Below are 20,530 nucleotides of genomic sequence, written 5' to 3' on the forward strand. Positions count from 1 at the left end.
ATTACTGCACCCCCAATACGCTATGAATGTACGTGTCTGGTTGGTAGAATGACTTCGCAGCTTCTGCAACGATTGGATACAGTTGACCCGCTGTAAGACCGAAGACCACAGTTATTACGACTGCTAAAACACTCACTGCTAATAAACCACGGTGATGTAAGCGCGGGTTATAAACGTAGCCATAACTTTTACCAAAGAACCCACGTAAAAAGATGTTGATGACTGAATAGAGTACAACTAGGCTTGAAAGGAGTACAATGATCCCTGTCGCATAAAAGCCTTCTTCAAATGCAGCTTGCACGATGTAAAGTTTGCCATAAAAACCACTAAATGGTGGAATGCCGGCTAAACTTAAAGCCGCAATAAAAAATGTCCAACCTAATAATGGATAATGATGAATCAGACCACCAAATTTACGCAAGTCCGTTGTTTTCGTGATTTTAAACATAATTCCAATGAGGAAGAAGAGTGCAGCTTTAATTAACATATCATGAATGGTGTAGTAAATCGCACCGACCATGCCTGCTTCGCTCATTAAGCCAACACCGACTAAAATGACACCGACTGCAATCATGATGTTGTATAAAATAATCCGCTTCGTATCACGGAAACCGACTGCACCGACTGACCCAAAAATGATCGTCAACAATGCAAGTGCTAATATCGTGTAATGCGAGAAAGTTAACGTATCATGGAAGAATAAGCTCATCACACGTGCAATCGCATAAACGCCGACTTTTGTCAGTAGGGCACCGAAAAATGCGATAATCGCAAATGGTGGCGCGTAATATGCACCTGGTAACCAAACATACATTGGGAAAACCCCAGCTTTTGTCGCAAATACAAAGATGAACATAATAAATGCGACACTTAATAGCCCTGGATGATCTTCAGAAAGGGTATTTAACTTTAAACTAATGTCCGCTAAGTTCAATGTACCGACGATAGAATAGAGTATACCGACTGCCATGACGAAAAAGGCAGAAGAGACGACGTTCACTAACAAGTATTTAACACTTTCTTGAAGTTGAATTTTAGTTCCGCCAATGACCATTAAGCCGTATGACGACATTAAAAATACTTCGAAAAAGACGAATAAGTTAAAGATATCGCCTGTAATAAAAGCACCGTTAATCCCCGTCAGCATCATCATGACTGTGAAATAGTAATAATATGTCTCACGATGTAACCCAATCGACTGATACGAGAATAAAATAATCAGTAACGTAATCAAAATACTTGTTGTCACGAGGAGGGCACTAAATAAATCTAATACGAAAACGATACTATAAGGTGCCTCCCATGACCCCAATCTTAAAACGAGGGGGTGACCGCTTTGCCATACATTGACTAAATTCCATATCGAAAACGCTAACGTGACAGTCGTACCAGTTAATGCGATATAGCGTTTAATAAAAGGTCGGAGTCCACTAACAATTAACAGAATCGCTGTAATAATTGGGACAACTAACACCATAACGATTAAGTTTTCATTCATCATCTTCTTGTGGCACCCCTTTCATTCTTTCGACGTTATCTGTTCCTAATTCTTTATAACTTCTGAAAGCGAGTACTAAGAAAAAGGCAGTGACCGCAAATGAAATAACAATTGCAGTTAAAATTAATGCTTGTGGGATAGGGTCTACATAATCAGAAACACCTTTTTCATAAATAGGGACGTTCCCGTTTTTAAGCCCACCCATCGTTAAAATAAACAAGTTTGCGGCGTGTGATAATAATGTTGTACCGATAATAATTCTGATCAAACTTTTAGAAAGAATGAGGTACACACTGATGGAAGTTAACAAGCCACAAACGACGATTAAAACAATTTCCATTACTCATTCTCTCCAATCGTTAGAATAATTGTAAGTACTGTACCGATAACGACAAAAAGAACGCCGGTATCGAAAATGACTGCTGTATGCACATGCATCGGTTGGAGTAATGGCAACGGAATATCCACAGATGTATGTGTGAAAAAGTTCTTCCCATATGTCCAACTGAGCATAGGTGCGCTGACACAAAACGTTAAGCCTACAGCAATTAATTTTTTGAAATCCCAAGGGAACACTTTACGCAATGTTTTGACATCAAATGCCACTGCGATAATCACCAGTGCACTTGAGACGAGTAAACCACCGATAAAGCCGCCCCCTGGTGTATAATGTCCAGCTAAGAAAAGTGAGAAGCCGAACATCATAATTAAGAAAAAGATAATTAATGATGAATACTGTGCAATTAAATCATTTTTCTGTCTGTTCAATCTTCTCAACCCTTTCATAACCGTTTTTATGTTTCGCACGTAATTTAATTAACGTGTAAATCCCCATACCTGCAATACCGAGTACAGATGATTCAAACAATGTATCGGTACCACGGAAGTCTACAAGAATCACGTTAACCATGTTTTTACCTTCAGCGAGGTCATAAACATGCGCTTTGTAGAATTCGCTAATGGATTCGAAGTGACGGTTGCCGTAAGCGATTAAACCTAACACAATCACAACTGCACCGACCCCGATAGAGATCATTGCATTAACGACACGATAGCGTACAGATTCGTTGTAACGACTCATATTTGGCAAGTGATAGAAACAAAGTAAGAACAATGCCGTTGAAATCGTTTCGACAACGAATTGTGTTAAGGCAAGGTCAGGCGCATTAAAGAAAATAAAGAAAATCGCCATAGAGTAACCCACAGCACTTAACATGATAATGCTGAACAGTCGAGAACGCGCAAAAATAATCATAATCGCAGCAATCGTAATAGTAATCACGGATACAAATTCATAAGGTCTGATAGGGGAGACCTTCATAAAGTCTACTGTGAATGGTACGAAAATCAATGTGACAAATGTAAGTACAATCATCATGAAAAAGATAATGACTAAATTGTTACGATTGAAACCTGTCATATACGTACGCGTAATTTGTGTTGCGTAGTACGGTGTGTAACGTCCAGTTTGGTTATACCAGTGATTTAACGTCATTGCATTTGGAATCCCTCTCAATATTGGCACCCAACGTTTGGCAGTCAATATGAGTACAGCACCTACAGCATAAATGATTAAAGTTGCAATAAATGCTGGTGTGAAACCGTGCCATAAATGGAATGAAGCACTCACTTCATTGGTATTCGCAATCGATTTGACTGCTGGTTCAACAAGGGGTGCAGACACAATACTCGGGAATAATCCAATGGCTATAACTAAAGTAGCTAAAATTGTTGGCGAAATATTCATCAGTATTGAAGCTTCATGTGCTTTGTTCGGTAATGCATCCGGCTTATGGTCGCCTAAGAAAATTTCCACAATAAATTTAAATGAATAAACAAATGTGAAAATACTACCGACAATCGCAACGATAGGGATTAACAAGCCAACTGTGTTTAAGCTAAATATTGAGGCATGTGTCACTTCTATCATGGATTCGATAAATGCTTCTTTAGATAAGAAACCATTGAACGGAGGTACACCTGCCATACTTAATGACGTAATAATCGACAAAGTAAATGAAATCGGCATGATTGTCATTAAGCCACCGAGTTTACGAATATCACGTGTTCCCGTCGCATGGTCTACCGCACCTGTGATCATAAACAGTGCACCTTTAAATGTCGCATGATTGATCAGATGGAAAATCGCTGCACTGTATGCGGCAAGGTATAATTGACTTTCATCACCTTGGAAATGATAACTTACTGCACCGATACCGAGCATCGACATGATCATCCCGAGTTGAGACACTGTTGAAAAGGCTAAAATACCTTTAAGATCCTGTTGCTTCGTTGCATTGAGCGAGCCCCAGAAGAGTGTAACGAGACCAAATGCCGTCACAGCCCATATCCAACCTTGTGACACTGCAAAAATCGGTGTTAAACGTGCAATAAGATAAATACCTGCTTTAACCATTGTTGCGGAATGGAGATAGGCACTGACCGGTGTCGGTGCTTCCATCGCATCGGGTAACCAAATGTAAAATGGAAATTGTGCAGATTTCGTCATTGCACCAATAATTACAAAAATCATGGCGAGTAGAAAAATCGGTGATGCTTGAATTTGATCCACATTTTCGATAATTTCACGAATACGCCACGTGCCTGAAGCGAGGTAAAGTAAGATGAAACCACCGAGTAGTGATAAACCACCAAAAACGGTAATCATCATTGACTTCATCGCACCATAAAGCGATTTTTCTTTGTGTCGCCAAAATGAGATTAATAAGAAACTTGAAAATGATGTGAGCTCCCAGAAAAAATATAGGACGAGTAAATTATCGGATAACACGACGCCGAGCATCGCACTCATAAACATTAACAAGTAACAGTAAAAATGGCCGAGTTGTTCTGATTGGCTTAAATAACTAATTGAATATAATACAACAAGACTCCCTATGCCTGTAATCAGTAAACTAAAGAGTAAACCTAGGCCATCGACATAAATATCGAAATTCATCCCAATTTGCGGCATCCAGGCTGCAGACTGTTCTGTAAATTGCCCGGACATTGTTGGCTTAATATAAGATAAAAAATAAGCAAACAATATGACTGGTATCGGCAATACAAACCAGCCAAGATGGATGCGTTTGTAGAAGCGATACAATATCGGGATGAGTATTGCAAATATTAACGGCAACAGTACCGCTATATGTAACCCACTCATAAATTGCCCTCCTTTAAAAACTACGATATATCTATTATACATGATTCTGAAACGTCTGAAAAACATGGTCATGCATAGATAACTCTAGATTTCCTTCACTCTTAAATAAGAAGAAACACGTCGAAATTATGAAAAATTTGTTTTATATTGACGTGCATAATCTGCTTTAAGTTGTGTCAAACAATCTAAAGATGCATGCGCAAAAGGTGTATCCAAATCTTGTAATTCATTTTCGAGTTTTGAAATCGCACGTTGTAAAGTCACCGTATAGTCTTCAACCTCACCTTCAAATGGTTTTAGACGACTTGGAGACGTATATCTTTTTTCATATAAACTGAGTGCTTTTCGTTCATGGAAAAAAACACCTTCCACTTCATTAGGGTGGTGGAGGTCACCTTGTTTCGGATGTTTGATGACTTGTAAAACCTTTACTAACACTTGATCCCCTTGTTCTTCTACGACCTCTACAGCATAGACGCCAGTTTTATGTGCAAAACGATAAAGCATGACAATACCATCCTCTCTTAAATATGTTAAAATAGTGATATACAACAGTTTATCACGAATGGAGTATAAAAAATGACAAACTATCCACAATTAACGAAAGAAATTCAAGAAAACGAAATTAAAGTAATTATGCATACGAATAAAGGGGACATGACATTAAAGTTATTCCCTGACATTGCACCAAAGACAGTTCAAAACTTTGTCGAACTTTCTAAAAAAGGTTACTACGACGGGATTACATTTCACCGTGTGATCAATGACTTTATGATTCAAGGTGGCGATCCAACTGGTACAGGTATGGGTGGCGAAAGTATTTACGGCGGCCCATTTGAAGATGAGTTTTCAATGAATGCGTTTAACTTATACGGTGCGTTATCAATGGCGAATGCAGGTCCAGGTACAAACGGTTCACAATTTTTCATCGTTCAAATGAAAGAAGTACCCGCACAAATGGTAGACCAACTCGTTGATGGGGGTTGGCCAAAAGAAATCGCTGAAGCATACAAAGAAAAAGGCGGTACACCGTGGTTAGACCAAAAACATACAGTATTCGGTCAACTCATTGAAGGTGAAGACACATTAGAAGATATCGCAAGTGTTAAAGTCGATGCACAAGACAAACCAATGTATGATGTTGTCATTGAATCGATTGACATTGAAGAATAAGCAATGAATGGAGGTCATCACGTGGCAAATAATGATTTAAATATTCGATTATATCAATATTTAGCGGATTGGAATCCCATGCAATTTGATGACCCAACGATGGGAGACGCAGAAGTTTACGAAATGATGGATGCGGTACATCAAATAGGTGAAGCAGAAGCCGTGGCACAAGCGTTCCAACAGATTTATCAATTTTCGTTTGATGAAACATTGCCATATGACGTTTGCTTAGTGAAAGCAACTGAAGCGGTCAACATGCAAACGGAATGCAGTATTTCTTAATGAATAGAAGAGTCGGTAAAAATCGTGAATGGTTTTTATCGGCTTTTTTGGTTAAACATGTTTCATGACGTGACAGACGGATTCTACTTTAACAATATGTTGAGAAGGGGCAACCATCGCATAGGGTTAAAAAAAGGGGGTTATAAAATGAACACGTGTACTATAAGACACACGACCAAGGAGGGCAAAGCATTAAAACAACGCAAAAAAAGAGACGAGGAGTGCTTCCTCGTCTCTTCTCTATTAAAAGGTTAGATTACATTTTAACAACGTTTGCTGCTTGAGCACCACGTTCGCCTTCAACGATATCAAAGTCAACATTTTGACCTTCTTCTAATGATTTGTATCCGTCTCCAACGATTGCTGAGAAATGTACAAATACATCGTCGCCGTTTTCTCTTTCAATAAATCCAAAACCTTTTTCTGCGTTAAACCATTTTACTGTACCGTTATTCATATAGAATACCTCCACGTGCTTTTGCACAAATATTTGCAATAAATTCATTGATTAAAAAAGAGGATATTCTAAACAAATACACTACATTTAAATTCAAGTTCTTTTATTACGACAACCTAACTATACGCCTTAATTTAAATAAAGTAAAGGATAAATAATTTAGGTTGTTCAAAAATGAAGTGTTAAAACACCTCTGAAGTCGGGCGCACGTAAGCACGAAAAAAATTTAAAAAAGATGAAATCAAGCACTTTTGTATACTAGATTCACATGCTTTTGACACTTAAACATAATGAGAAAAGTAAAAGAGCAACAAAAATAGCAAACGTGTAATATCGAAATTGACAGTTGGATTGGGGGGGTATATTTAAATAAAAGATGGTAGTTACCTTTTGACGGGTGTACTAGTAACTCGATAATTGTCGGAATGTTCTGAAATAAAGAAGGTAAAGTACAAGGGATGCTGCAATTAGTAACATTGTGAGTAAGAGAGTGAATTTTGCATGTAATAAGGCAAACTATTCCTTCTATTTGCATCACAGAATTTTCACGAGTCAAAGATGATTTTATATTAACTAAAAAGGGATGAAACAAATGAACATTTTAGTTGGAATTTTACTGTCGTTATTTATTTTTGTCACAGGTGTTCTCTTTATGAAATTTAACAGCACGTTTTGGAATAATCCACTATTACTCATTTTTAAAAATAGAATCTATGTTAATCAAATAACAGGAAAATCGTTCATAGGTATGAGTCTATTGTATTTCATCATTGCTATCCTATATCATCCGACGATATCGAGTATGGTTGTATTGTACTTAGTTTTAATTCTCATTGATTTCATTGTCGTTGGTTTTATCATTTATACGAAAAACAGAAACCATATTAAAGTACAATAAGGCTTTAAAAAATCAGTAAAGGCACTTATAGTTCACTAAACATGAAATTTGAGTGCCTTTTCTATAGTTGATATTTCGATAATAGGAAAACAAATCACATAACGGAGTGTGTGTTAAAAAACCGTGCCATTGATTCGATGAAAGTGAAAGTAGAAAAGAGAATGTCGTTCAAGTAATTAAATAGAGCGAGGTGGACGTCTAAAAAGAAGCAACCGCTCAAGTCTTCAATGACGATTGAAGGAAAATATCGATGCACTCCATTTTTTCTTGGGAATGTACTTTTAATAACACGAGTTACTCTTCCTATGATTGCTAAGGTTTGTGGGGTACCCTTGAGGACTCAACTCTAGCATTCTTAATATTGTCAATGAATCTGATATAGGTAACACCGATGCTTCCAACCTACCAAAGTCCCAAAATCTTCAAATAAAAAAGCCAATGCACAAACCGTACATTGACTTCAAGCGTTATTTAGACTCATATCTCATCTTCTTTTTGGACTGTTTCACCCAATATGGCAAACGTTCCTCTAATGTTCGAAACCCATATTTCTCAGTTTCCTGAATTTCATCCAATACTGAATATTTACCTTTCTTACGCTCATAATTTTTAAAATAATCATTATCCTTCAGAGATAAATTTAACTTTCCGTTTTGATCAATAGAGATGATTTTGGCTTTCACAGTTTGACCTGGTGACAAAAGCTTTTTTAAATTATGTACATAATCATCCATGATTTCGGATATATGAATGAGTCCTTCAGTACTGTCAGGGGTCTCGACGAATGCGCCGTAGGGTTGAATACCAGTCACGCGTACTTTGACATGTTGTCCAACACGATACTGTCTTTTCAACATTCATAACCCCTTATCGATTAGTTTTTAACATTTTTATCATAGCACATCTTTTGAGAATCTCCTAACTATTCGTTATATGAAATGGATATTTTAACATTCACAAACAACTGTTTTTAACAGGATAAACGTGATTTGACAACTATTTACAAAAGTATCGTAAAGTCACTATTTTCAAGAGAAAGGCTATTGCAATATTAAGGTTAAAAAGGCTATAATTGCTTATAAATGAAAGCGCTTAATCACTATCGATTGATTTAAATTGATGCGAGCATGTCAGTGGGTCATGACATATGGAACGTACGGCTTTTATGTTGATACAAATAGTGTTTTCTTTTACAAATATGTCATGAATATGTCATGATAGATGTAAGGGTTTTCTTATAATAAACAAAGGAGGATTTTAAATGATTCCATATCAACACGAACCATTTACAGATTTTACGAAAGAGGAAAATCGCGAGGCTTATTTTCGTGCATTAGAAAAGGTTGAAAGTGAACTCGGGCAAGACTATCCATTAATTATTGGTGGAGAACGTATATTCACTGAAGACAAAACACGTGTATACAATCCTTCAAATCGCGAAGAAACAATCGGCTATGTTTCAAAAGCGACTAAAGAACATGCACAACAAGCGTTAGAAGCAGCAAAAGAAGCGTTTAAAACTTGGAGAAAAGTAGATCCAAAAGTACGTGCCAATATTTTATTCAGAGCTGCTGAAATTACACGTAAGCGTAAGCATGAATTTTCTGCATTATTGTCAAAAGAAGGCGGCAAACCTTGGAAAGAGGCAGATGCGGATACAGCGGAAGCGATTGACTTTATGGAATATTATGGTCGTCAAATGCTTGAACTTAAAGATGGCAAGCATGTGAACAGCCGTCCTGGCGAATACAATCAGTTTGATTACTTACCTGTAGGTGTAAGTGTTGTTATTTCTCCATGGAACTTTGCGTATGCGATTATGGCGGGTACAACGTCAGCACCACTTGTAACGGGGAATACAGTATTATTAAAACCATCTTCTAATACACCAATTATTTCATATAAATTTATGGAAGTTTTAGAAGAAGCCGGTTTACCTAAAGGGGTCGTGAACTGGATTCCTGGTTCTTCAAGTGAAATTGGTGACTTCTTAATTGAAAACAAAGATGTGGGTCTCATTTCATTTACAGGTTCTAAAAAAGTCGGTAAAGAAATTATCCAAAAAGCTGCAGTCATTCAAGAAGGTCAAAACCATATTAAACGTGTTATTGCTGAAATGGGTGGTAAAGACGCAATCATCGTCGACAACGAAGCAGATTTACAAGTTGCGACAGATTCGATTGTTTACTCAGCATTCGGTTTCTCTGGTCAAAAATGTTCAGCATGTTCACGTGTTATCGCGCACCAAGACATTTATGATGAATTGTTAGAGCGCGTTAAAGAAGCAACAGAAAAAATTAAAGTGGGTAATGCTGCAGAACCAGATACGTATGTGGGTCCTGTCATTGACCAAAAATCTTTAGATAAAATTAAAAACTACATCGAAATTGGTAAAGAAGAAGGTCGTCTTGTAACGGGTGGTAACACGGACGAAGAAGTGGGTAACTTTGTATATCCAACAATTTTCGCTGATTTAGATCCAAATTCACGCGTGATGCAAGAAGAAATTTTCGGACCAGTTGTTGGTTTCACTAAAGTTAAAGACTTTGATGAAGCAATTGATGTTGCGAATGATACTGAATACGGTTTAACAGGTGCCGTGATTTCAAATAACCGTATGAAGTTAGAACAAGCGCGTCGTGACTTCATGGTCGGCAACCTTTACTTCAACCGTGGCTGTACAGGCGCAGTCGTGGGTTACCAACCATTCGGTGGCTTCAAAATGTCAGGTACAGACTCAAAAGCAGGTGGACCAGACTACTTAGTATTACACATGCAAGGTCGTTCAGTATCAGAACATCTATAATGATGAATTAAATAACAGAAATGTACAAAGCATCACGTTTTGTACTGAATGTAGGGTAAATCATTTATGAGCACCGTTCACTACTTGAATGATAGGTATTGGATGATACTATTAATCGATTTGCCCTACACTTTCATGTGAAGAGATGTGCGTATTATATTTAAGGAGGAGATTGCATGGTAACAAAATCTGAGGAAATCATTGAAAAAACGAATCATTATGGAGCGCATAACTATTTACCACTTCCAATCGTTATTGCTGAAGCTGAAGGGGTATGGGTGAAAGACCCAGAAGGCAATCGTTATATGGACATGTTAGCGGCATATTCAGCGGTCAACCAAGGTCATCGTCACCCTAAAATCATTCAAGCTGTTAAAGAACAAGCGGATCGTGTGACTCTTGTTTCACGTGCTTTCCATAGTGACAACTTAGGTGAATGGTATGAAAAAATCTGTAAATTATCAGGTAAAGAGAAAGCCTTACCGATGAATACAGGTGCAGAAGCGGTAGAAACTGCATTGAAAGCTGCACGTCGTTGGGCATATGAAGTGAAAGGCATTAAACCAAATGAAGCTGAAATCATTGCAATGGTCGGTAACTTCCACGGACGTACAATGGCGCCAGTATCACTTTCTTCAGAAAAAGAATATCAACGTGGTTATGGTCCACTTTTAGAAGGTTTTCAAAATGTTGAATTTGGTAACATTGAAAGCTTAAAAGCTGCAATTAATGAAAATACTGCTGCTGTCCTCATTGAACCGATTCAAGGTGAGGCAGGGATTAACATTCCACCAGAAGGCTATTTAAAAGCAGTACGTGAACTTTGTGACGAACACAACGTATTATTTATTGCTGATGAAATTCAAGCTGGTTTAGGACGTACAGGTAAGTTATTTGCGACAGATTGGGACGATGTGAAATCAGATGTATACATTTTAGGTAAAGCACTTGGGGGCGGTGTATTACCAATTTCTGTTGTTCTTGCAGATAAAGAAGTGCTTGATGTCTTTACGCCAGGTTCACACGGTTCTACTTTTGGGGGCAATCCATTAGCATGTGCTGCTTCACTAGCGGCGCTTGACGTGATTGTGGATGAAGACTTACCAGGTCGCTCTCTTGAACTCGGTGAATACTTTAAAAATGCATTACTTGAAATCGATCACCCAGCAATTAAAGAGGTCCGTGGTCGTGGTCTCTTTATCGGTGTGGAATTGCATGAAGATGCGCGTCCATATTGCGAACGTCTTAAAGATGAAGGGCTTTTATGTAAAGAAACACACGATACAGTCATTCGATTTGCACCCCCATTAGTCATTACTAAAGAAGAGTTAGATTTTGCGATTGAAAAAGTGAAAAAGGTGTTCGCACAAGGGTAAAAGTTACACGTTTAAATTGAGCGGAAAGCACTTTAAAATAAAATCGCTTATGTTACAATACGAATGTAAGCGAAAACAATAGTAGGAAAAAGAGGCGAAATGGATCATGGCTGAAAAAAATAATTTAGTGACGTCAACGCAAGGCATCATTAAGGAAGCAATGCATAAATTAGGCTTTGATGATGGCATGTATGAACTTATCAAAGAACCTTTAAGATTTTTGACAGTACGTATTCCAGTGAGAATGGATGATGGTACAGTTAAAACATTTACGGGTTACCGCGCACAACACAACGATGCAGTCGGACCAACTAAAGGTGGGGTACGTTTCCACCCAGACGTTGATGAAGAAGAAGTTAAAGCATTGTCAATGTGGATGACATTAAAATGTGGTATTGTCGATTTACCATATGGCGGTGGTAAAGGTGGTATCGTTTGTGACCCACGTCAAATGAGTATTCATGAGGTTGAGCGACTATCTCGTGGTTATGTGCGTGCGATTTCACAAATTGTTGGACCGACAAAAGACATTCCAGCGCCAGACGTATTCACAAACTCTCAAATTATGGCATGGATGATGGATGAATATAGTCAAATGGACGAATTCAACTCTCCAGGCTTTATTACAGGTAAACCGATCGTATTAGGAGGATCACAAGGACGTGATCGCTCAACAGCATTAGGTGTGGTTATCGCAATTGAAGAAGCAGCAAAACGTCGTGGCAAATCAATTGAAGGTTCACGTATTGTGATTCAAGGTTTCGGTAACGCAGGAAGCTTTTTAGCGAAATTCTTATATGATAAAGGTGCCAAAATTGTAGGTATTTCAGATGCTTACGGTGCACTTCATGACCCAGAAGGACTAGACATTGACTACTTATTAGATCGTCGTGACAGTTTTGGTACAGTGACAAACTTATTTGAAGATACCATTTCAAACAAAGAGTTATTCGAATTAGACTGTGATATTTTAGTACCAGCAGCCATTGCGAACCAAATTACTGCAGACAACGCAGCAGACATTAAAGCTGAAATTGTTGTCGAAGCAGCCAATGGACCAACAACGCCTGAAGCAACAAAAATTTTAACTGAACGTGGTATTTTATTAGTGCCAGACGTGCTTGCAAGTGCTGGTGGCGTAACGGTTTCATACTTTGAATGGGTACAAAATAACACAGGTTATTATTGGACTGAAGATGAAGTCAACGAAAAATTACGTGAAAAATTAGTGACGTCATTCGATACGATTTATTCATTAGCTGAAAATCGTAAAATTGATATGCGTTTAGCAGCCTACATTGTCGGTATTAAACGTACTGCAGAAGCGGCACGTTATCGTGGTTGGGCATAGAATAATAGATAAAAAGCAGAGACGCTGAATACGTGCGTCTCTGTTTTTTTATACCTTTAACTCAAAATGAACTTTTGGTAGACACCAGCCGTTCATAAAATATGAAATTGCACCTTTAAGCAACAGGAGGAAACAACAATGAATAGAATTACGTTTACACTCATCATCGCAACCATTTTTACCGTAGCGGGTATCACATTTGCAACGAAGCACGAATGGCTCATTGCTGCAGTATTCATCATCATCGGCGTGATTTATGTGATTAAAGGGGTGAATAGAGGTTCATCCAAAAAGTAACATGGACAACGATAACTGAACTGAAATCGTGAATTTGTGTTTTAAATTGGAAAAATGAAATTCAAAATAGCCAATGGATGGGATATAAAATTTTTTAATTGTCTAACCTGGATATATTTTCATCAAATTGCACACATGGATAACCTTTTTAAAATTCCGCAATTGCTGTCATGGACTCGTGTTCTATGGGGAGCGGAAAGCGTAGCCATGAGGGCAATCAAAAACATAAATCTTAGGAATAGGGCAAGTTAAATGAAATACTACATCAATAGCATCAAAGTTTTTCATTTCTATTCACCTTAACAGATTTTATATTTTCATATTTTACTTGTTGCTCATCATAGGAGAGGGGCCGGGAAACGTCATTGTATCCCGGCCCCTGGCTATTGCTAATTTGTTGTAAATGAAAAAGTGAGGTGCTTATTGTTGGATTAAAGCGTGATATACATCTGGATAGTTCGTAAAGACGCCTGTCACCCCATATTGATTTAAACGCATCATTGTTTTTTTATCGTTCACAGTATAAGGGTGAATATAGAAACCTTGTTGACGCAATGAACGTGTGTTTTGGGCTGTTAAATCATGATAATCTGGCCCTACACCAACTGCATATCTTTGAATGTTGTGTAAATCAGTCGCGGATTGACGTGAAAGTTCGCCTCGCTCCAACAATTGTACAAGTGGAATATAAGGGTTAAGTTGATGTACTTTTTTTAGACTTTCTTTTGAAAACGATTGAATCACCACTTTCCCATTGCTCAAATTATTTTTACAGTCGAGACCGTGTTGATGTAACTTTTGAAGCAGTTTTTCTTCCATTCCTGGATAAACATCTGGTGATTTCGTTTCTATGTAATAATTGGCTTGCGTACCATAACGATTGAAAATTTCGTCGAGCGTTGGCACTTGTTGACCGACGTATTGTGAATTTTGATATTCTGGATGTTTTTCGTTAAACCATGAACCCGCATCTAACTTTTTTAATTCTGCCAATGTATAGTGGTCGACACGGCCTGTGCCATTCGTCGTACGGTCCACTTTATCATCATGCATCGCCACTAAATGACCGTCTTTCGTCATTTGTAAATCAATTTCTAAATAATCAGCGCCCATTTCGTTAAGGCTTTTGTCATAAGAAGCAAAAGTATGTTCAGGCGCATAACCGCTTGCACCACGATGACCAATGTTGACATGAGGTTTGTTTAATACATTATGTTGACTTGGTGACAGTGGTGTAGCTTGATGGTGTTGGGCAGCGCTTTGAGGTGAACCTGCTTGGGTGTTGTCAGCGAGCGCGTTTGCACCTACAATGAGTGACCCAATCAAAACGGTTGATGCTAATAAATGTGATGTGACTTTCATATTGATGCCTCCTTAATTAATGGTGTTAATGTTAGCATAGAGAAAATTCAAAAAAACGGCAATAGTCTTAATTCAAAAATTACTTTATCTTTATGTTTGAAATGATCGCCACACATTCAGTTAAAAGGGGACGTCAAATTTTCGTAACACAATAGAATATGTAGATGTTGGGGGATATTTCAACGCAATAACGCCTGATCAAACTTTGTGACAGTTCAATCAGGCGAGGATATGTTTTTCAGAGCTGAGTCACAGGCACCATAGCACTCCTATGAATTATGCGTTAGTATGATGTTGTGCTAAATGTGTCTTTGCGACTTTGATTTGATGACGAACAGCGTCTTGACCAGTGGCACCATAGCTTTGACGACGTTTGACCGCTTCATCAGGCTGTAAGTATTGATAAATGTCTGCTTCGATCTGTGCGTGATGATCTTGATACACCGCTAATGGGACATCGAGTAAATACATCTCATGTTGGATGGCCCACAGTACAAGTTTGCCGACGATTTCATGTGCCTCTCTAAATGGGATACCTTTCGTGACAAGGTAGTCCGCTAACTCAGTCGCATTTGAAAAGTCTTGGCGTACGGTTTCTTGCAAACGATCGGTATTGACAGTCATCGTTGCAACCATACCGTCAAAGATGCGGAGTGAGCCTTTAACGGTTTCAATCGCATCGAATAAGCCTTCTTTATCTTCTTGCATATCTTTATTGTAAGCGAGTGGCAATCCTTTTAATGTCATTAATAGGCTGACGAGATGTCCTGTTGTACGGCCGACTTTACCACGAATGAGCTCTGCCATATCTGGATTTTTCTTTTGCGGCATAATTGAAGAGCCTGTTGAAAATCCGTCAGACAATGTGATGAATTTTGCTTCTTCTGATGACCAAAAGATGATTTCTTCAGCAAAACGAGACAAGTGAATCATCGTTAAGTTAATATTGTTCAACGTTTCAACAATGTAGTCACGATCACTCACGGCATCGATACTGTTTTCATATAACGCGTTAAAACCAAGTAATGTTTGCGTTTCATGACGGTCGATCGGATACGTTGTCCCACTTAAAGCTGCTGCGCCTAAAGGGGAAACGTCGATACGTGCTAACGCCTCTTTAAAACGCGTTTGATCACGTTCAAGCATCCAGAAATACGTCATGATATGATGCGCAAATGAAATTGGTTGTGCACGTTGAAGGTGAGTGTAGCCGGGCATGATGGTTTCTACATGCTGTTCTGCAAGCTGTAATAACGTTTGTTGAAAAGTATGAAGGTATTCAATGATGGTCTGGACTTCTTTTTTTGTATACAGATGCATATCCGTTGCGACTTGGTCATTACGGCTACGACCCGTATGCAGTTTGCCACCCACAGGACCGATACGTTTGATCAATTCATGTTCAACATTCAAATGGATGTCTTCTAACGCCGCTTGAAATTCAATTTTACCTTCATGAAAGTCATGTTGAATCGCTTGTAATGTTTCGATGATTAACGCACTTTCTGCTTCGGTTAAAATGTGTTGGTGTGCAAGCATGGTCGCGTGCGCAATACTGCCTTGAACATCTTCGTCAATGAGCGTTTGATCAAAGTGAATCGACGCATTAAACGCATCGACCCACGCTTCTGGTTTTTCTTCAAATCTGCCGCCCCAAGCTTTTTTACTCATCCGCATAGCCTCCATGTAACATCGCATTCACTTGTGTAGGTAAACCGTAAATATCGATAAAGCCCACTGCTGATTGTTGGTTGAATGCATCTTCTTTTGTATAAGTCGCTAATTTTTCATTGTAAAGTGTGTAAGGAGATTTTCTACCGTTTACAATGGCATGACCTTTGAACAATTTGACACGAACATCACCAGTGACATATTTTTGCGTCTGATCAACAAACGTTTTAAGCGCATCAGTTAAAGGTGAGAACCATAAGCCGTTATACACTTGTTCAGCAAATTGTTTTTCAATAATCGGTTTGAAATGTGCCACATCTTTTGTCAAAGTGATAGTTTCTAGCGCTTGGTGTGCTTTAATAAGGACTTCAGCGCCAGGTGTTTCATACACTTCTCTTGATTTAATACCAACGAGACGGTTTTCAATATGGTCGATTCTACCGATACCGTGTTTTCCAGCAAGTTCATTTAAATACAAAATCAGGTCATCTAATGCATAATGCTGACCATCGATATGTGTCGGAATCCCTTGTTCAAATGAGATTAAAATTTCATCAGCCGTATCAGGTGTATCTTCTAATTCACTTGTTAAATCATATGCATCTTGAGGAGGTGCTACATAAGGATCTTCTAATACACCACATTCGTTACTACGACCCCATAAGTTTTGATCGATTGAATACGGAGAATCTTTGCCAATTGGGACTGGAATATTGTGTTTTTTCGCATAATCAATTTCCTCTTCACGACTCCAACCCCATTCACGTACGGGTGCAATCACTTTAAGGTTCGGATCTAATGCTTTAATCGCCACTTCAAAACGCACTTGGTCATTACCTTTTCCTGTACAACCATGCGCAATCGCTACGGCATTCGTTTCATGAGCGATTTCCACTAACTTTTTAGAAATAAGTGGGCGAGATAATGCAGAAACGAGCGGATATGTTTGTTCATACATTAAATTACCTTTAATCGTATAACCGACATAATCTTCCGCAAATTCCTTCGTCGCATCAATAACATGAGATTCAATTGCGCCCATATCGAGTGCTTTTTGATAAACAAGGTCTAAATCTTTACCTTCGCCAACATCCAAACAGCATGCAATCACATCGTAACCTTGTTCGATCAACCATTGCACTGCCACACTCGTATCTAAACCGCCTGAATATGCTAAAACCACTTTATCTTTCATCCTAGTCACCTCTGTTGAAAATTTAATATTTGATTAACTTTACTATAACATATATGAATTTATATGCAAATACCCAAATAAATATTCGCGAAAAATACATGTCAATTCATATGCTTGGGTAAGTCAATTGAATTTGTTGAGACAACTTAGTAAAATAAATTTATGTTAAGTTAAATTAGGAGGCAAAAGTGTATGACACATATCCAATTAGATTATCAAAAAGCTTTAAAATTTTTCGGTCAACACGAATTAGATCAGCAACAAGATGCTGTTAAAACAATTCACCGTACTATTCATGAAGGTACAGGTGCAGGCAGTGACTTCTTAGGATGGGTTGACCTACCAGTTAATTACGATAAAGAAGAATTTTCACGTATTAAAGAAGCAGCTAAGCAAGTTCAATCACATTCAGATGTACTTGTCGTAATCGGTATTGGTGGTTCGTACCTTGGTGCACGTTCAGCAATCGAAATGTTAACACCAGCATTCAAAAAAGATAGTGAATATCCTGAAATCATCTTTGCAGGAAACCATTTATCATCTTCATATTTACAATCACTGATTGACTATTTAGCTGACAAAGACTATTCAGTTAACGTGATTTCAAAATCTGGTACAACAACTGAACCTGCAGTCGCATTCCGTATTTTCAAAAAATTATTAGAAGACAAATATGGTAAAGAAGAAGCGGTTAAACGTATTTTTGCAACTACTGACCAAGCTAAAGGTGCATTAAAACAACTTGCAACAAATGAAGGCTACGAAACATTTGTCGTACCTGATGATGTCGGCGGACGTTTCTCAGTATTAACTGCAGTTGGTTTATTACCAATCGCTGTTGCTGGTATTGATATCGATGCAATGATGGGCGGTGCAGCAAAAGCGCGTGAAGAATTATCATCAGACGATTTATCTTCAAACATCGCTTACCAATATGCATCTATCCGTAACATCCTTTACAACAAAGGTTACACAACAGAAATGTTAATCAACTATGAACCATCATTACAATACTTCAATGAATGGTGGAAACAATTATTTGGTGAATCAGAAGGTAAAGACTTAAAAGGGATCTATCCTTCAAGTGCCAACTTTACAACTGACTTACACTCATTAGGTCAATATGTACAAGAAGGTCGTCGTTTCTTAATCGAAACAGTGTTAAAAGTAGAAAATCCAGAACACGACATTACAATTGAAGAAGACGCGGATGACTTAGATGGTTTAAACTACTTGGCGGGTAAAACAGTAGATGAAGTTAACACTAAAGCATTCGAAGGGACTTTACTTGCGCATACTGACGGTGGCGTGCCAAACATGGTTGTTAAATTACCACGTTTAGACGCTGAAACTTATGGTTATGTCGTATACTTCTTTGAATTAGCTGTAGCAATGAGTGGTTACCAATTAGGTGTGAACCCATTCAACCAACCAGGTGTAGAAGCTTATAAACAAAACATGTTTGCGTTATTAGGTAAACCTGGATTTGAAGATAAGAAAAAAGATTTAGAAGCACGCTTATAATTTAAGATTGTTTTTGAACCGTATATGAATGAAAGACTGATGAGGCATAATGTCTTGTCAGTTTTTTTATTGCGAGCGTCGATTGAATTTTGACATAGATGACCGATTTGTATTATGAGTATATTTGTCATCGCTCTCATTGTTCAAAGTGAATGAATAGATGAACGCAAACAAACAATGAAGCGTGTGATTTAAATGTAAAAGTTAACGTTTTAAGAGAAATTATGATAAGATAAAATTTGTTATGATGAATTTGAAATGATTGGGAGTGCAAAATTGAAGTTTCTGTTAAAGATGACATTCGCCTTAATGAGTGCAATGGTAGTTTTAGCCGTCATCGTCTTGCTTGTTGTGATACCCTATGAAGTAAAGCATCAAAATATGGACACGACACTTCAACCTCACGATCGGCTGTTGGTGAATAAACTCGCACCACGCTTCAATGGGATTCATCATCAAGATATCGTGGTCTACCGTGTCGATCAACAATATCGTGTTGGACGTGTGATTGGCGAACCTGGGCAATCGGTGGAATTTCAAAATGGCGACTTGTATTTGGACCATACGCCTGTGAAAGAATCGTATGTGCACCAACAAGATCATAAGTCGTGGTCATTGAAATCACTGCCGAATTCAGAAAGTGACATCATTCCTCCAAACACGTATTTAATATTAAACGATCAACGTGATGATGGTGCGGATTCGCGAACGTTTGGTCTCATTAAGAAATCAAATATTGAAGGTAAGTTATGGCTTCGTTATTATCCTTTCGATAGAATAACGACTCATTTTTAAAATAAGAGGTGTAAAACTGTGAAAAAAGAGACAATAGAATGGCTGCTGTCTATAGGATTAGCATTATTGATTGTAGGTCTACTGTATGCATTTGTCATTAAACCGTACAATATTAAAGGGGATTCCATGGATCCTACATTAAAAGATGGCGAAAGAGTCATCGTTAACAAACTTGGTAAAACTTTAGGTCATTTAGATAATGGAAATGTGATTGTATTCCATGCAGATGAAACGAATGACTATGTGAAACGTATTATCGGTAAACCGGGAGACCATGTTGTTTATAAAGATGATCAACTTTATCTTAATGGCAAAAAAGTAGATGAACCTTATTTAGATTACAATCTTAAACATAAGACATATGAACAAATTACAGGTTCTTTTGATTCTAAAGACTTACCAGGCAGTAACGGCGAGGCACAGATTCCGAAAGACAAATATTTGGTGTTAGGTGACAACCGTGAAGTAAGTAAAGACAGTCGTGCTTTTGGTCTGATTGATAAAGACCAAATCGTAGGGAAAGTCGCATTTAGATTCTGGCCATTGAGTGAATTTAAAATCAACTTCAATCCAGATCATACAGATACACAAGAGTAACAATCATAATACATGATATATTGTTTGCATCAATAAGATAAGAACTTAGGCTGGGAGACTATTTCGTTTTCCCAGCTTTTTC

The 20,530-nt window shown here is 38.0% G+C and carries 20 protein-coding genes; 10 read left to right on the plus strand and 10 right to left on the minus strand.

Annotated elements, in window-relative coordinates; all coding sequences use genetic code 11:
- Position 1: 1 nt before the first annotated feature.
- From CD138_RS03315 to kapB, 5 genes are all read right to left on the minus strand, one after another.
- Positions 2-1,501: a Na+/H+ antiporter subunit D gene (locus CD138_RS03315; protein WP_019168292.1), complete on the minus strand. Its 1,500-nt coding sequence runs from the start codon at positions 1,499-1,501 to the stop codon at positions 2-4.
- Positions 1,491-1,838, minus strand: coding sequence for a Na+/H+ antiporter Mnh1 subunit C (mnhC1, locus tag CD138_RS03320; protein WP_014614416.1), 348 nt, complete (start codon positions 1,836-1,838; stop codon positions 1,491-1,493). The genes CD138_RS03315 and mnhC1 overlap by 11 nt, the downstream gene beginning before the upstream one ends.
- Positions 1,838-2,284 (minus strand): Na(+)/H(+) antiporter subunit B, encoded by a 447-nt coding sequence (locus tag CD138_RS03325; protein ID WP_019168291.1) that lies wholly within the window; start codon positions 2,282-2,284, stop codon positions 1,838-1,840. The genes mnhC1 and CD138_RS03325 overlap by 1 nt, the downstream gene beginning before the upstream one ends.
- Entirely contained in the window at positions 2,247-4,664 is a 2,418-nt protein-coding gene (locus CD138_RS03330; RefSeq protein ID WP_019168290.1) for a Na+/H+ antiporter subunit A, read from the minus strand. The genes CD138_RS03325 and CD138_RS03330 overlap by 38 nt, the downstream gene beginning before the upstream one ends.
- 126 nt (positions 4,665-4,790) lie before the next feature.
- Positions 4,791-5,171, minus strand: coding sequence for a sporulation phosphorelay system protein KapB (gene kapB, locus CD138_RS03335; RefSeq protein WP_019168289.1), 381 nt, complete (start codon positions 5,169-5,171; stop codon positions 4,791-4,793).
- 72 nt (positions 5,172-5,243) lie between these two features.
- Between kapB and CD138_RS03340 the strand changes: the two genes are divergently transcribed.
- Positions 5,244-5,837, plus strand: coding sequence for a peptidylprolyl isomerase (locus tag CD138_RS03340; RefSeq protein ID WP_019168288.1), 594 nt, complete (start codon positions 5,244-5,246; stop codon positions 5,835-5,837).
- A gap of 21 nt (positions 5,838-5,858) precedes the next feature.
- Positions 5,859-6,119: a DUF1871 family protein gene (locus CD138_RS03345; protein ID WP_019168287.1), complete on the plus strand. Its 261-nt coding sequence runs from the start codon at positions 5,859-5,861 to the stop codon at positions 6,117-6,119.
- Positions 6,120-6,375: 256 nt separating this feature from the next.
- Here the strand turns inward: CD138_RS03345 and CD138_RS03350 are convergent, their stop codons facing one another.
- Positions 6,376-6,576, minus strand: a complete 201-nt coding sequence (locus CD138_RS03350) for a cold-shock protein (RefSeq protein ID WP_014614408.1) — start codon at positions 6,574-6,576, stop codon at positions 6,376-6,378.
- 652 nt (positions 6,577-7,228) lie between these two features.
- Between CD138_RS03350 and CD138_RS03355 the strand changes: the two genes are divergently transcribed.
- Positions 7,229-7,474 (plus strand): hypothetical protein, encoded by a 246-nt coding sequence (locus CD138_RS03355; protein ID WP_241520309.1) that lies wholly within the window; start codon positions 7,229-7,231, stop codon positions 7,472-7,474.
- Between the two features lie 467 nt (positions 7,475-7,941).
- On the opposite strand, the gene ygs is transcribed toward CD138_RS03355, so the two are convergent.
- Positions 7,942-8,331, minus strand: coding sequence for a S1 domain-containing post-transcriptional regulator Ygs (gene ygs / locus CD138_RS03360; RefSeq protein WP_019166970.1), 390 nt, complete (start codon positions 8,329-8,331; stop codon positions 7,942-7,944).
- A 404-nt stretch (positions 8,332-8,735) separates the two neighbouring features.
- On the opposite strand from ygs, the gene pruA reads away from it, so the two are divergent.
- The 4 genes from pruA to CD138_RS14125 all read left to right on the plus strand — a co-directional run bounded on the left by pruA (position 8,736) and on the right by CD138_RS14125 (position 13,304).
- Positions 8,736-10,280, plus strand: coding sequence for an L-glutamate gamma-semialdehyde dehydrogenase (pruA, locus tag CD138_RS03365; RefSeq protein WP_019168284.1), 1,545 nt, complete (start codon positions 8,736-8,738; stop codon positions 10,278-10,280).
- Positions 10,281-10,456: 176 nt separating this feature from the next.
- On the plus strand, positions 10,457-11,656 hold the full coding sequence (locus CD138_RS03370) for an ornithine--oxo-acid transaminase (RefSeq protein ID WP_019168283.1): 1,200 nt from the start codon (positions 10,457-10,459) through the stop codon (positions 11,654-11,656).
- A 106-nt stretch (positions 11,657-11,762) separates the two neighbouring features.
- On the plus strand, positions 11,763-13,007 hold the full coding sequence (locus CD138_RS03375) for a Glu/Leu/Phe/Val family dehydrogenase (RefSeq protein WP_019168282.1): 1,245 nt from the start codon (positions 11,763-11,765) through the stop codon (positions 13,005-13,007).
- 138 nt (positions 13,008-13,145) lie between these two features.
- Positions 13,146-13,304, plus strand: a complete 159-nt coding sequence (locus CD138_RS14125; protein ID WP_019168281.1) for a hypothetical protein — start codon at positions 13,146-13,148, stop codon at positions 13,302-13,304.
- 420 nt (positions 13,305-13,724) lie between these two features.
- On the opposite strand, the gene CD138_RS03380 is transcribed toward CD138_RS14125, so the two are convergent.
- The 3 genes from CD138_RS03380 to CD138_RS03390 form a co-directional block, all read right to left on the minus strand.
- Entirely contained in the window at positions 13,725-14,666 is a 942-nt protein-coding gene (locus tag CD138_RS03380) for a glycerophosphodiester phosphodiesterase (protein ID WP_019168280.1), read from the minus strand.
- A 276-nt stretch (positions 14,667-14,942) separates the two neighbouring features.
- Entirely contained in the window at positions 14,943-16,337 is a 1,395-nt protein-coding gene (argH, locus tag CD138_RS03385; RefSeq protein WP_019168279.1) for an argininosuccinate lyase, read from the minus strand.
- On the minus strand, positions 16,330-17,532 hold the full coding sequence (locus CD138_RS03390) for an argininosuccinate synthase (RefSeq protein WP_019168278.1): 1,203 nt from the start codon (positions 17,530-17,532) through the stop codon (positions 16,330-16,332). Before CD138_RS03390 ends, argH begins: the two co-directional genes overlap by 8 nt.
- 192 nt (positions 17,533-17,724) lie before the next feature.
- Between CD138_RS03390 and CD138_RS03395 the strand changes: the two genes are divergently transcribed.
- The 3 genes from CD138_RS03395 to lepB (CD138_RS03405) all read left to right on the plus strand — a co-directional run bounded on the left by CD138_RS03395 (position 17,725) and on the right by lepB (CD138_RS03405) (position 20,448).
- On the plus strand, positions 17,725-19,056 hold the full coding sequence (locus CD138_RS03395) for a glucose-6-phosphate isomerase (RefSeq protein WP_019168277.1): 1,332 nt from the start codon (positions 17,725-17,727) through the stop codon (positions 19,054-19,056).
- 276 nt (positions 19,057-19,332) lie between these two features.
- Complete coding sequence (gene lepB, locus CD138_RS03400) at positions 19,333-19,851, plus strand: signal peptidase I (protein ID WP_174700859.1); 519 nt, start codon at positions 19,333-19,335, stop codon at positions 19,849-19,851.
- Positions 19,852-19,869: 18 nt separating this feature from the next.
- Positions 19,870-20,448, plus strand: coding sequence for a signal peptidase I (gene lepB, locus CD138_RS03405; RefSeq protein WP_019168275.1), 579 nt, complete (start codon positions 19,870-19,872; stop codon positions 20,446-20,448).
- The last annotated feature ends 82 nt before the right edge of the window (positions 20,449-20,530 follow it).

This window comes from Staphylococcus intermedius NCTC 11048, from assembly GCF_002902385.1.
GTDB lineage: Bacteria > Bacillota > Bacilli > Staphylococcales > Staphylococcaceae > Staphylococcus > Staphylococcus intermedius.

What these genes read in the sequence shown, in the direction of transcription:
- CD138_RS03315 (WP_019168292.1), bottom strand. Translation starts at nt 1,501, where the DNA reads ATGATGAATGAAAACTTAATCGTTATGGTGTTAGTTGTCCCAATTATT.
- mnhC1 (WP_014614416.1), bottom strand. Translation starts at nt 1,838, where the DNA reads ATGGAAATTGTTTTAATCGTCGTTTGTGGCTTGTTAACTTCCATCAGT.
- CD138_RS03325 (WP_019168291.1), bottom strand. Translation starts at nt 2,284, where the DNA reads ATGAAAGGGTTGAGAAGATTGAACAGACAGAAAAATGATTTAATTGCA.
- CD138_RS03330 (WP_019168290.1), bottom strand. Translation starts at nt 4,664, where the DNA reads ATGAGTGGGTTACATATAGCGGTACTGTTGCCGTTAATATTTGCAATA.
- kapB (WP_019168289.1), bottom strand. Translation starts at nt 5,171, where the DNA reads ATGCTTTATCGTTTTGCACATAAAACTGGCGTCTATGCTGTAGAGGTC.
- CD138_RS03340 (WP_019168288.1), top strand. Translation starts at nt 5,244, where the DNA reads ATGACAAACTATCCACAATTAACGAAAGAAATTCAAGAAAACGAAATT.
- CD138_RS03350 (WP_014614408.1), bottom strand. Translation starts at nt 6,576, where the DNA reads ATGAATAACGGTACAGTAAAATGGTTTAACGCAGAAAAAGGTTTTGGA.
- CD138_RS03355 (WP_241520309.1), top strand. Translation starts at nt 7,229, where the DNA reads ATGAAATTTAACAGCACGTTTTGGAATAATCCACTATTACTCATTTTT.
- ygs (WP_019166970.1), bottom strand. Translation starts at nt 8,331, where the DNA reads ATGTTGAAAAGACAGTATCGTGTTGGACAACATGTCAAAGTACGCGTG.
- pruA (WP_019168284.1), top strand. Translation starts at nt 8,736, where the DNA reads ATGATTCCATATCAACACGAACCATTTACAGATTTTACGAAAGAGGAA.
- CD138_RS03370 (WP_019168283.1), top strand. Translation starts at nt 10,457, where the DNA reads ATGGTAACAAAATCTGAGGAAATCATTGAAAAAACGAATCATTATGGA.
- CD138_RS03375 (WP_019168282.1), top strand. Translation starts at nt 11,763, where the DNA reads ATGGCTGAAAAAAATAATTTAGTGACGTCAACGCAAGGCATCATTAAG.
- CD138_RS14125 (WP_019168281.1), top strand. Translation starts at nt 13,146, where the DNA reads ATGAATAGAATTACGTTTACACTCATCATCGCAACCATTTTTACCGTA.
- CD138_RS03380 (WP_019168280.1), bottom strand. Translation starts at nt 14,666, where the DNA reads ATGAAAGTCACATCACATTTATTAGCATCAACCGTTTTGATTGGGTCA.
- argH (WP_019168279.1), bottom strand. Translation starts at nt 16,337, where the DNA reads ATGAGTAAAAAAGCTTGGGGCGGCAGATTTGAAGAAAAACCAGAAGCG.
- CD138_RS03390 (WP_019168278.1), bottom strand. Translation starts at nt 17,532, where the DNA reads ATGAAAGATAAAGTGGTTTTAGCATATTCAGGCGGTTTAGATACGAGT.
- CD138_RS03395 (WP_019168277.1), top strand. Translation starts at nt 17,725, where the DNA reads ATGACACATATCCAATTAGATTATCAAAAAGCTTTAAAATTTTTCGGT.